At 33.9% G+C, this 13,026-nt stretch carries 10 protein-coding genes and 1 pseudogene; 3 read left to right on the top strand and 8 right to left on the bottom strand.

The window, feature by feature from the left end:
• The first annotated feature begins 327 nt into the window (after positions 1–327).
• Positions 328–1,038, top strand: coding sequence for a GntR family transcriptional regulator (locus AC1RPW_RS01010; RefSeq protein ID WP_481760980.1), 711 nt, complete (start codon positions 328–330; stop codon positions 1,036–1,038).
• A gap of 167 nt (positions 1,039–1,205) precedes the next feature.
• On the opposite strand, the gene AC1RPW_RS01005 is transcribed toward AC1RPW_RS01010, so the two are convergent.
• Positions 1,206–2,624 (bottom strand): C69 family dipeptidase, encoded by a 1,419-nt coding sequence (locus tag AC1RPW_RS01005; RefSeq protein ID WP_481760981.1) that lies wholly within the window; start codon positions 2,622–2,624, stop codon positions 1,206–1,208.
• 162 nt (positions 2,625–2,786) lie between these two features.
• On the opposite strand from AC1RPW_RS01005, the gene AC1RPW_RS01000 reads away from it, so the two are divergent.
• Both AC1RPW_RS01000 and AC1RPW_RS00995 read left to right on the top strand, forming a co-directional pair.
• Positions 2,787–3,308 carry a DUF1836 domain-containing protein gene (locus AC1RPW_RS01000; protein WP_481760982.1) on the top strand — a complete coding sequence of 174 codons (522 nt, stop codon included), beginning with the start codon at positions 2,787–2,789 and terminating at the stop codon, positions 3,306–3,308.
• Positions 3,309–4,166, top strand: a complete 858-nt coding sequence (locus AC1RPW_RS00995) for a DegV family protein (RefSeq protein ID WP_481760983.1) — start codon at positions 3,309–3,311, stop codon at positions 4,164–4,166.
• 48 nt (positions 4,167–4,214) lie between these two features.
• Here AC1RPW_RS00995 and AC1RPW_RS00990 read toward each other — a convergent pair whose 3' ends face one another.
• The 7 genes and pseudogenes from AC1RPW_RS00990 to AC1RPW_RS00960 form a co-directional block, all read right to left on the bottom strand.
• Positions 4,215–4,637, bottom strand: coding sequence for a DUF3284 domain-containing protein (locus AC1RPW_RS00990; RefSeq protein WP_481760984.1), 423 nt, complete (start codon positions 4,635–4,637; stop codon positions 4,215–4,217).
• A 19-nt stretch (positions 4,638–4,656) separates the two neighbouring features.
• Positions 4,657–6,063 (bottom strand): glycoside hydrolase family 1 protein, encoded by a 1,407-nt coding sequence (locus AC1RPW_RS00985; protein WP_481760985.1) that lies wholly within the window; start codon positions 6,061–6,063, stop codon positions 4,657–4,659.
• A 64-nt stretch (positions 6,064–6,127) separates the two neighbouring features.
• Positions 6,128–7,414 carry a PTS sugar transporter subunit IIC gene (locus tag AC1RPW_RS00980; RefSeq protein WP_409021736.1) on the bottom strand — a complete coding sequence of 429 codons (1,287 nt, stop codon included), beginning with the start codon at positions 7,412–7,414 and terminating at the stop codon, positions 6,128–6,130.
• A gap of 27 nt (positions 7,415–7,441) precedes the next feature.
• On the bottom strand, positions 7,442–7,759 hold the full coding sequence (locus AC1RPW_RS00975) for a PTS lactose/cellobiose transporter subunit IIA (protein WP_481760986.1): 318 nt from the start codon (positions 7,757–7,759) through the stop codon (positions 7,442–7,444).
• A 22-nt stretch (positions 7,760–7,781) separates the two neighbouring features.
• Positions 7,782–8,093, bottom strand: coding sequence for a PTS sugar transporter subunit IIB (locus AC1RPW_RS00970; protein ID WP_409021738.1), 312 nt, complete (start codon positions 8,091–8,093; stop codon positions 7,782–7,784).
• A gap of 131 nt (positions 8,094–8,224) precedes the next feature.
• A pseudogene (locus AC1RPW_RS00965) lies at positions 8,225–10,945 on the bottom strand (sigma-54-dependent transcriptional regulator).
• Between the two features lie 157 nt (positions 10,946–11,102).
• Entirely contained in the window at positions 11,103–13,022 is a 1,920-nt protein-coding gene (locus AC1RPW_RS00960) for a fructose-1,6-bisphosphatase (protein ID WP_481760987.1), read from the bottom strand.
• Positions 13,023–13,026 lie beyond the last annotated feature (4 nt).

Genomic DNA, 13,026 nt, shown 5'->3' with positions numbered 1-13,026 from the left:
TAACTAAGAAATCGCTTTCATTTACTATTATATATCTTTTGTATAATAAAACAATACTTTTGTTATACAAAAGATATATGTTTTATTAAACTCTGGCTATCACTTATATAGAAAAGAGGGTAGTTGAGTGTTATAATTCGGTATTAACCGATTAATTAGTCATACTAAATATCGGTACAATATTCTCTAATTCTAAAATAGTTACATCATACCTATTTTTTTTGAGATCTAATTTTTAATAAGCAGAGTAATATACTTTTTAAAATCGCACCTAAAGTTTAAATAATACTAAATTTGACATTAAAATCTATGGGGGAACAGGGATTTATGAAAAAATATGAGTTAGTTAAAAATATAATTCGGGAACGAATACTTTCTAATATATATCCAAAAGGTAGCATTTTACCTGATCAAAAAGTATTATCTGCTAGCTTCGATGTCAGTTCAATAACCTTAAAGAAGGCGTTAGATGACTTAGCACGAGAAGGATTTATATTAAAAAAATCTGGTTTTGGAACAGTTGTTATAGGTCCCTCGACTCTTATCAATAGCGTTGATGCACCGGCAGATAATTTTGATGGATTAAGTAAACAAGAAGGACGGGACAGAATAACAAGTCACGTCATTAAGTTTGAAGTTGTATTCCCTCAAAAAGAGGTTCAAACTCATTTAAATATTAGTGCAGAAGAGCCAACATACCATATTATTAGACTCCGACTTTTAGATGGAAATCCTTTCATCTTGGAAGATACGTACATGCCTGTTAAATTAGTTCCAGGTTTATCAAAATCCGTACTGGAAACTTCCATATATAGTTATATTAAAAATACGTTAGGGTTAAATATGTCAGGTATGTCTAGAAAAATACAAGCCAGACAAGCCACTGAATTAGATATCAATTATTTAAACGTTGTTGAACAAACGCCAATATTAGAAGTAGAACAAATTGTTTGGCTTGTGAATGGTCACGCCATCGAGTACTCAAAATCAAGAAATGAATTTAATAAACGCTCTTATTTTGTTTTTGAATCAAATTAAACTGGCACACTTATGAACTAACTTACATTAAAAATAATTATCTGTACTTAATATATGTGGGTACGCAAAAAGGCATAATTCCAAAGTTATATTGGAATTACGCCTTTTTGCGTACAAAGTATTTAAATATTATTTTTATAAATTAGCATCCATGTTAAATATTATTTTTATAAATTAGCATCCATGTTAAATGTTAATTTAGATAATGTTAATCCTTCAGTAATGAATTGACCAATCATGTTCATCGTTCTTTCACGCATATCAGCAACAATTGCGTAATTTTGTTGTGTGAGGTAGTTTGTTAATTCATCCCCACTCATATCTGTAGATGCTGCATCAATATCAGCAACCATCGTCTTCAACTGTTGACGACATGCCTTTAAGTAATCAACATTTTCTTGAATAAAATGAGAATAATGTGATTCTGTTAACATCGAAACCGTACGATACATCCAATAAGCACTATTCATATCTAGTGTTAACGGTGTTTCGCTGTAACTTGGGTCTGTGTCTGTTGCATTCGTGTAGAATGGCACAAATGGTGCAAATGCTGGAACACCTAAACAGATCCACATTAATGCAGAATGTGCATCATCAACATTATTTCTCAATTGAAGAACGTGTGCATTTTGTGTTCTATTCATTGAAATAGGACGGAATCGTAAACGATCTTCATCAGCACCATGACCAAATGGATCATATTGTGTTTCATTGTAATGTGAACCTAAAATAGCAGTCACATCTTCAACACTGATTTTTTTATTTGCGTAACAAATGAATGGTAATTCACTTGAAGTTGGTTCTTGCTTAATTTCTGGATTCAAACAACGTTGACCATACCAGACACGAGGTGTGTTGTAATGACGATCTTTTTCTGTGTCTGTTCCAAAAATATGACGGAAGTTCCAGCCTGTTTTATCAGGGTTTAAATGATGCTCTTCTACATATTCACGGATACCGTCTGACCACATAAAGTTATCTGTATTATCAAAATCAATTTCTTGAATAGCAACTTGATTAGCTGCAACAGCATAAGCATCATCTGGAATACGTTGTGCAATCCAGTGATGTCCGGTAACAATTTCCATGTACCAAACATCATTTTTATCACTAAATAAGACACCATTTCCTTCAGGTGAACCGTATTTTGTAATTAAAGCCCCTAAATATTCAACACCATGTTTTGCTGATTTAATATAAGGTGCAACCATTGTTTGTAATGAATCTTCTGCTAAACCATTTTTAATTAAAGGATCGTATGCTAAAACACGTTCATTCGCATAGACACTTTCTGTTGCGCTCATTGCAACATTTTTTTCATTAATACTACTTTCATCAAAGACACCTTTGCTGGATACCTCAACATTAGGTGTTGCTGTCCAGCGATACCCATTTTCTGGTAATGGTGCAGTAAACCCATTTTTATTCGAAGTTAACGTTTCATGACGTCCGGTTACTGCAGGGTACATCAAGAATCGTTGTGGTGTAATAGGCAAAAACGTATCATCATTTCTAGCAATCATCGTTGAGCCATCAATTGTGGCCTTCTTACCAACTAAAATTGTTGTACATGCTTGTTCCATCATAAATAATTCACTCCTTCTCATTATTAAATACCCTTATAGTGTACAACTTTTATCTTCATATAAACATGCTATTTTTATATACTTTAAGAAACAGTTAAATCTAGTTTACAACTCTAGATGTAAATGCTAATATAAAGATATTACGTTAAGGGGGGTTATCATTTGAGCCAAAAAGTTCCATCATCTTTTTTAAATTGGCTAGATAGCTTAAAGAAAATTACATTACCTGATTGGCAAGATTTCCCGGAATTAGACCTTTATATGGATCAATCCGTGAAACTTGTTAATCAATACTTAGAGCCATTACACTTAATGCCTGTAACACCTACAATGGTCAATAATTACGTAAAAAAAGAAGTTATGTTTAAACCCATCAAAAAAAGATATCGCAAGGAACATTTAGCAGCAATCATTGTTATTACTGTTTTAAAATCTGCTTTTCCGTTAGATGTTATCAAGAATGGTATCGACCAAATTTTAGTCGATAACTCATCTGAAGATGCTTACATGAACTTCGCTTTAATTTTTAACGAACAACTTAAATCTTTAACCTTTGATACCAACTTAAAGCCCGTCACGACTGAAACAACAATCATTGAATTAGAACAACGAACGGCTGCAAGTGCCGTGATTAATCATATTATCAGTGAAAAATTAGTTATATTAATGAAGGAGGCCAATTAAATGATGAGTAAAGAAAAAATAGCAGTATTAGTAGATTCAGGTTCGGATATTCCTAAAGAATTTATGGAACAGGAACATATTTATATGGTCCCTATTTTAATTACATTCAGTGATGCAACTTACTTAGATCGTATCTCTATCTCACCTGCGGAAGTTTATGAACGTATGGAGACTGAGATTCCAACAACCGCAACGCCTTCAGGTGGCTCAATTAACGACGTTTTTGACCAAATTAAAGCCGATGGCTATACACATGTTATTGCAACAACGATCTCAAGCGGTTTGTCTGGTACTTATAATTCAATTAAAACATTCGCCAAATTATCATCATTAACTGTTGAAGTCATCGATACAAAAAATGTTGGTATTGGTGGTGGATTAGCTGGTATTTTAGCATCAAACTTAATTAAAGAAGGCAATTATTTTGACGAAATTGTCACAAAGGTTCAACTAGCGGTTGATAGAAGTAGTGTCTTTTTCTATTTACCAACCCTACACTATCTTCAAGTTGGTGGCCGTATTGGACGTGTCTCTGGTCTTATGGGGAATCTCTTAAACATCAAACCAATTATTTCATGTGATGAAAATGGTATTTATTATCCTATTGCAAAAGCTCGAGGCGAAAAAGCTGCACTAAAAAAATTATTATCACTCGTTGATGATAAGATTGGCGATTCTCTTCATTTCGATATAGCCGTTGCATATGGTAATAATGAGCCTTTAGCAGCAAGTATCTTCGAAACCTTAAAAACTAAGTATCCAAATGCTGAACATTTTTACTTTGGCGATGCATCACCTGCTCTTGGTGTTCATGCTGGCCCTGGTGTTATCGGTATTGGTGTTGAAATTTTAGACTAAAAATAAAGAAGCAAACCGATAAATACGGTTTGCTTCTTTATTTTTAGTCTAATTAGTTGCATACTTATTTTCAATTTGTTTAAGCATTTTTTTGAAATTTCTCTTCTTAAAGAAACTCATAAGAATACTCATGAAGGCATCATTCATTTGTTGCATCTTGCCTTTAGAAGTCATGACTTCTTTATAACTTAACAAACAACGTTTATCATCAATTACCTTAATATCGTAACTTACATCAAATTTATTACGATTGTTATCCGTTTGAAAATGATAACTTTCGTTTTCAACTATTTTTGTTACTTTTAAAGCAGCTGATTGTGTTTTTGAAAACTTTTTCGTGAACGCAAAACCCTCTAATTGATTTTTTGTTAATTTCTGACCTGTCTGATCTTTAATATCATATAGTACGGACTCCATAATTTGATCAAATAGATAATCTGCAGGCATTTTTAATTTCATTTCCATTTCCATCAGTCATTCGCCTCCATTTTTAGTCATTAAATCCATTTTGTTCTGTCATTTTTTTAAACCAGTAACCGCTCTTCTTAATTGTGCGTTTTGCTTCATTATCTAAATCAACACTAATAAATCCGTAACGGTTCTTGTAAGCATTTAACCATGACCAATTATCCATACATGTCCACATATGGTAGCCATGAACGTTACTACCTTCTTCAAGTGCCTTATGAACCCATTTCAAATGATCTTGAACAAATTCAATTCGATAATCATCATTAATTTGCCCATCTGCATTAATAAATCTGGCTTCATCTTCAACACCCATCCCATTTTCAGAGATGAAACAATCAATATTACCATAATTATCCTTAATATTGATTAGTGCATCATAAATTCCTTTTTCATAAATTTCCCAGCCACGATAAGGATTAACTTTTTTTCCAGGCATATCGTATACTGTATAAAAATCTTCAGGCATCCAGCCATTTTCACCTTCTGGTTCGGCTTTAATTATTTTCGCCGCTGCTCGCCTTGGTTGATAATAATTAACGCCTAATAAATCGATAGTATTTTCTTTAATAACATCTAAATCACTTTGATGATAGATTGGCATTAAGTCATATTCATGCAACCACTCAACAATATCTTGAGGGAAAGTGCCTTTAATTGCGGGATCTAAAAATGAACGATTAAAGAATCCATCAACAAATTTGGCTGCTTTAACATCTGCTGGATTTGTCTCATCTTTTGGATACGTTGGCATTAAATTTAAAATAATCCCAATTGTGCCACCTAAATTGAGTGAATGATACTTTTCAACTGCTTTAGCACTTGCCAATGCTTCATGATAAGCCACCTGGACACCATGCTTTAAATTACGTTCATCAGGTAAATGCCATCCATATAAATACCCACCCTCAACTGGAACAATCGGTTCATTTTGAGTAAACCATTTTTTAACGCGATCGCCAAATAATTTAAAACAAGTTTCTGCATAGTCCGTATACAAGTCTACAACTTCACGATTTAACCAACCACCATTTTCTTGTAACACCATTGGCATATCAAAATGGTAAAGGTTCATAAAAGGTTCAATTCCAGCGGCAATTAAATCATCTATTAAATGGTTATAAAAGGTAACAGCTTCAGGATTAACCTCTCCAGTGAATGGATTTGGAATCAAACGTGACCACTGAATTGAAGTCCGATATGAATTATGACCTGTTTGTTTCATCAAAGAGATATCTTCTTGGTATTTTTGATAAACCCTTGATGTATTTTCGGGTCCAACCTGATTAAAGAACTTTTCAGGGCTTGCTTGATACCAAGCATCCCAAATATTATCAGCTTTTCCATCTCCTGAAACACGACCTTCAGATTGTGGTCCACTCGCAGCTGACCCCCACCAGAAATCTTTTGGAAATTCATATTTAACCATAGTAAACTCCTTTATTTAACACAAAATCTCTTTACAGAATAACGTAAAGAGATTCGCTTTTATTTTATTTTTTTGCTGCTTCAGCTTCTGCTTCAGCTTTTTCAATTTGTTTTGTTGCTAAGATAACGAATGGTGCGTAAATTAACGCTGAGATAACCACATTAACTGCGGCTAAAACCCCACCAGCTAAACTCTTAGTTGCCAAAATCCCGCCAATTACTGGTGGTGTAACCCATGGGGGCATTACCGTTGCTGCTGGCACAATTCCAGTGGCGGTTGCAATATACGCAACAGTCACAAGTACCATTGGTGTCAAAATAAATGGTACGAACATAATTGGATTCAACACAATTGGAAGTCCAAACATCATTGGTTCATTGATATTGAAAATACCAGGAGCTGCTGATAGTGATCCAATCATTTTGTAAGGTTTATTTTTACGACCAACAATGAAGATGGCAATAATCAAACCAATAGTTGCACCAGTTCCACCTAAGTTAACAAATGAATCGAAGAAAGGTTTGTTAACGATAAAAGGAATTGTTTTACCTTCACTAAGTGCTTTAACGTTAGCTGCAATAGCAGGTGCGTTAATTGTTTGCATTAATGGATCAATCATATTAGCTCCATGTAAACCAAAGAACCATAAGAATGGTGCAATAAATGCTAATAATAATGCTGATGGATATGAATTTGCCAAGCCCATAAATGGTTCTTGAACAAGTTTGTAGAATGATGCAATAATATCAGTTACGCCGAATCCTTGGAATAATGTATTGATAAAGGCAAAGATTGTAACAACAATCATTGCTGGAAATAATGAAGCGAATGCTTTTGCAACAGCAGGTGGAACACCATCAGGCATGTTAACGATTAAATGTTTGTTACCACTTAAACGTTGGAATAATTCTGCTGAAACCAAACCGACAACAAGTGCAACGAATAATCCTACTGAAGACATCCCAGCTAATTGCAAACCACCTAAAGCGAAGAATGAAGCAACTGATACTGTACCAGCAGCCATACCATCTTTACCATATGATTTTGCAACGTTATGAGCTACTAAGAATGCAACGAATAATGACATAATACCAAAACTAGCATTCCAAACGCCTGCTCCTACACCCTTCCAGATTGGAACATCGTTAACTATTTTAGGAAATAGTCCGTCCATAAAATTTGAAAAACCTGGAATTGGTAAGTTATTAATTAATGTTCCCAGAGCACCTAAAATCATAAGTGGCATAATAACAACGAATGCATCTCGAATTGCCACCAAATGTCTTTGTGCCCCAATTTTTGAAGCTACTGGAATAAAGTGAATATCCATCCATTTTATAAATTTGTCCATGAGTAGTTCCTCCTTAAAGTTTAGTACTTATCCTATTTTTTTGTATAGATCTACTACCTCACCAGCTAAGTCTCTAAATGTAATCGCATTCATTAAATGATCTTGTCCATGAACCATTAATAAACTAACTGGTACCGGATCCCCTGAAGCTTCTTGCGTTAACATGGCTGTTTGAGAATGATGTGCTTCAATGAGTGATTTGTCAGCATCAGCTAACTTAGCAGCTGCGGTTTCAAAATCGCCTTTTTTAGCGGCGTGAATTGCTTCCATAGAATCACTTTTAGCGTTTCCACCATTAACAATCAGCCCCATGATTGTTTGCATTTGTGCATCATTTTCGTTCATATCTGATTACCCCTTTTATTTTTTATTTAATTAAGCTTTTAGCTGTTGCAAGAACTTTTTCGCCATTCATCATGCCGTAATCTTGCATATTGATAACTTCTACCGGAATATTTTTGTCAGCAACCTTTTTTTCAAATTCATCTTTCATAAAACGAACTTGTGGGCCTAACATTAAAATATCAACTGGTTTTGATTCAAGCATTGAATCTGCCTCTGAAGCACCAACTGCAAAGATTTCTGAATCATAGTTCTCTGCTTCTGCAGCCTTTTGCATTTTTGACACCAATAAACTTGTACTCATACCCGCTGAACAAACTAACATAATCGTTTTCATAATTTGCCACTCCTTTTTCTATTTATACTCTTATATACGCAAGTTCCATGCCAAAAATAAAGACCATCGAAAAGGCTTTAAGAAAGCGCTTTCGATGGTCTTTTATTTTATTTGCACACTACTAGTCACTATTACACACTGACTTTATTCAACGTATTACCCATAAAAATTTGGACAATATAGGCAACTTCATCATCTGAAATCTTAATATTATACATTTTTTCAACAATAATCAGGGCCGTTTTAACTATTTCCATCTGTAAATGATTCTCAGCTGAAAATTCTTGGACATTCTTAAACGGTTTAATTGATTGATTTTTCAATCTTGAATCTACTAGAAATGCTAGATGCATCATGATCCCTACGATAATCTCTGGATCAAGAACAATCTGTAAATCTGATTAAATTTTAATAATCATGGTTTGAATAGTATGAATTAAATCTGGGACAGAATTAACTGAATTAATACTACCTTCCAATGCATTAATTGTTTCTCGCGTTAAGTCGTTATCAGACAACATCCGCTGCAAAACTTGTAAGGTTTCATCATTAAAGATATCTAAAGCAGAAAAGAATGGCACTCTTTGGTAAGAAACCTCGACGGTACCAACAATTGCCTTCACATCATAATCGCGCATTAATGTATTAATGTGCTTTTTAAATGCATCTTTTTCTAAATATTGCATCCGAATTACTTTAACTTCGTCTTCGTTTACAATTGGCATAATACGATCATATAATCTTGCGGCGACACCTTCGCCGGTAAAACAAGCTACGATAACTGCTTTTTTCCTAGGATGCATATGGAAAAACTGCTCTTTTACAGACGATTCAAAAATATGTTGTGCATTTGCGTAAATATCTTCTAGTTCACGACCGGCAATCGCAATTCTTAATGATTCAAGCACAACTAACGTACTCGTCATTGAAACAGCTCGAATATTAATCCCTGTTTCTTCACCTAACATTGATGCAAAACTAGTTAAAGAGCCCATGTCAGTTAAAAGTAATAACCCTTTTTTCAATTGTTCCTGACTATCCAGTACATAATCTCGTACTTGATCATAAATTTCCGAAACATTTACATCAAGTGGCATATTAATTGCTTTTCCCTTTGTTGTACCAAGTAATTCTTGTGCTGTCTGTAACATAGAAGAAGCCGTTGATGCCCCGTGCATTAGCACGATGATACCGACTTTAATTTCATTTTGTTGTTTCTTAACACTTAAATCAGAGCTCAAAAACATTGTAATAAATCCAATTTCATCTAATGGAATTTCAATATCAAATTCATGTTCAATTTTATCTGCCATTTCCAGTGCAACACGAAAGGCTTTTGGATTTTTTTGTCGTAAATTATTTAAATCAGGATGAATAATTGCGACATTTTTCCTGATTCTTTCAATAGCACTAACAAGGTGTAATCCAAATGCAAATCGTGCATTTTCATTATATTTTTGCCCTAATTTATTCTGGGCTAAGTCATAAACTTCATTGGTAACCGTCCAAATATCATCTGGTAGTAACTCTTTTCGAACGCCTTCACCCGATAATTGTTCAATGTAATCTTTAAAATAACCTTTATCATCTGAATCGATTAACGTTTTAAGATTTAGTGATTTAAAATTCTGTTTATCAGTTTCACTCACTTTTTTATCAATTGTTTCATAAACCGTTGGTTTTTGATCGTTTTTTTCTACCGTTTCGCTATTTTTAAAAGTCACAACTTTTGTATTTTTTTCATTTGTTCGTTTCGCTAAACGTTCCATTAAGACATCAATTTTTTTATATTTGGATTTACCTTCCAAACGTCCTTTTTGAACATTCAATGGTAAGTCTTTTAATCTGATATATAACGAAGCCGTTTCATGCGTTCTAAAATACAAGAAGGCCTTTGCACAAACAACTTTAATATCCCTCTGAATTTGACCAATATTTGCTTCAGGCTCGTATAACATTAATGCAAGCATCGCATCTCGCTCAACAATAATATCTTGGCTCAATCTACCGACTTCTTGTTCAAAAAAATTCATGACTATCCCATAACGTTCATCAATTGTTCGTTTTGAGATAGGCGGTAATGTAATTGCCATTGGAATACGTCGATTAAATGTGCTCAAAAAATTTTCTGACGTTTCAGTCGTTGCCCCAATAATCTGTACACTCGCTTCTTTAGTAATTGAAGACTCTCCTAAAGGCCGATAAAACCCCTTATCAATAAAGGTAAAGAGCATTTCTTGTCCCTCAGGAGGTAATCGATGAATTTCATCTAAGAATAAAATACCACCGTTAGCTTTATCCATTAATCCTTTTTTATCTTGATCAGCACCTGTGTAGGCCCCTTTTTTAACACCAAATATATGCGCAAAAAGTAACTGTGGATTATTCGCATAATCCGCACAATTAAACCGGATAAAAGGCGCATCAGCCTTCACCATTTCTGATTCTAATGCAAACTGATACATACATTCAGCAAACAAAGATTTACCCGTTCCCGTTTCACCAAAAATAATTGTGTGTAGTCCTCTTGGTGGATATAAAATGGCTGCTTCGGCTTGTTGGATCATAACCTTTAATGAATCATTAGACCCGATTAACTTTTTGAAACTCATCTCTTTAACACTTTTATCATTAATTTCTTTTTGACGTGTTTCTTTTTCTTCAAGTGATGCCCACTGATAGAGAACAGGGCGCCCATCACTTTTTGTAACGTCACCATTTTTATATAAATCATTCAAATAACGACTCACATTTGCGCGATTGCAATTAAGCTCGTCTGCAATCTGTGTCGCATCCATCGCTATTTCCTTATTTTTTAAAAGATTATAAATATCATTTTTTCGATCTCCCAAGTTATCACTACTCCCTTACACGCTAAAAGAAAACGCTTACCACTAGTATACCGCAATCTTTTTTACATTTACACACTAATATTTGCTGGCTTACTTTTCTCCTTTTACACAGAAAATCATAACCTAAATAAAAAATCTTACTTTTCAGTAAGATTTTTTATTTACTCTGTAAATATTTTTTTAATTCTACAACACGACTAGCAAGTTCTTTTCCCATATCAGTTTCAGCAATTGTTTGTCTTTTAACTTCACTATCAATAATTCGTTTCACTGAAATAATATCTGTCCCATTTTCAATTGAATCCCACTTAGACGTAAAGGGTTGGTGAGCAACTAATTGTAAGCCATATGAATTAGAGAGCAGCGTATATCCACCAATTCCAGTAGTTGATTGGTAAGCTTTTGAGAAACCACCATCAATCACAATCATCTTTTTATTGGCCATAACCGGCTTGTGCCCACGCTTAACTGGTGTATGCCCATTAATTATTTTACCGTTATCTGGATTAAGCCCGAATTCTTCTAATATATGACGACAAAATGCTTCATCATGTCGTAATTTGTAATACGCATTTGGTATCTCAACTTGAACTTCTTCATCATTAATAAAGTAACGTTCAAAAGTTTTCATCGCATGTTTCCCAAATAAAGGCGATTTGGGTCCTTGCCATAAATACCAAAGTAAATCAGTTTCAAGGTCAGTAGATTTTTTAGGTTTAGCATAGCTTTTACGTAAATTATCTTCAAAAAAAGCTAATAATTCTGGTCCTGCATATGCTTTCCCTTTTAGCTCAAAGCCCTCCAATTTACCTTCTTGTGTAACTGGAATACAGCCGTGAACTAACAAGTTCCCATTATATCGTTTAAACATACTACCACGTGCCATCATAAAATCTAGATGTTCTCGTAATTTAGTCGCATGGATAAATGATTCTACTAATTTATCCATTATTTCTGACTCATCATCTGTTAATTTATACGGATCTGCCCAATCAACTGTTTGAAAACAAGTATCTTGTAGTGAATAATGTTTCCCATCGATTTCTATTTTTGACCCTTTGTTCCAAATCTTTTCTAAAATCGCACGATTTGCCATATCAAAATCAGGACGTCTTTTAATAATCTGTCCTTCTAATTTAAATTGAATAATAGCGATTGCCTGGTGTATTTTGGTCATTAAAAGTCGTTCGTCTTCTTTGATTTTTTCTTGTGCTGAATTAACTTTCGGTGAAAATGCTGGATTATCTTGATACGTTTTATCGGCAAATGTTGCTAAATGGCGTAAATTAATCCCATATGCATCTTCAACAATAGCTAAATTATTATATCTAGCACAAATTCGCAATAAATTAGCGATACATAAAGGCGAGCCAGCAGCACCACCTAACCATAAAATATCATGATTTCCCCATTGAATGTCAACTGAATGATAATCAAGAAGTGTCTTCATAATTTTATCTGGCGCAGGACCACGATCAAAAATATCCCCAATTACGTGTAAATGGTCAACGATTAACCTTTGAATCGTATACGCTGTAGCCGTTAAAAATGCTTCTGCTTGATTTAATTTAATTAAATTTTCTATTATACGATTATAATAATCTTTTTGATCAAGTTCATTGGAATTACTATATAATAATTCCTCTGTTATATACATAAAATCAGGTGATAGTGCCTTTCGTACCTTCGAACGGGAATATTTTGTTGCTGTCTTTTGTAACAACTCTATCATTCTGGCAATGGTATCTAAATACCACTGCTCCAATTCAGGTTGTGAAGTGAATTGTTGTTTTTTAGCAATTAGTTTTTCTTCTGGATAATAAATTAAGATTGCAAAGTCCTGTATACTCTCTTCAGTCAAACGGCCTTCAAAAATTTCTTGAATTTTTTGTTTAACATTTCCTGAACCATTTCTTAAAACATGTTGAAATGCGTTATATTCACCGTGAACATCACTAACAAAATGCTCCGTTCCTTTGGGTAGATTAAGAATGGCCTCTAAATTAATAATTTCAGTGACAATACTTTGTTTAGTCGGAAATCTTTTTTCCAATAACGTTAAATAATAGGGATTCATTTAA

The organism is Dellaglioa sp. CoH-55-MRSF-8 (assembly GCF_056782195.1).
The sequence above is the reverse complement of the archived record's forward strand: the minus strand, read 5'-3'. Positions and strand labels throughout refer to the sequence as shown.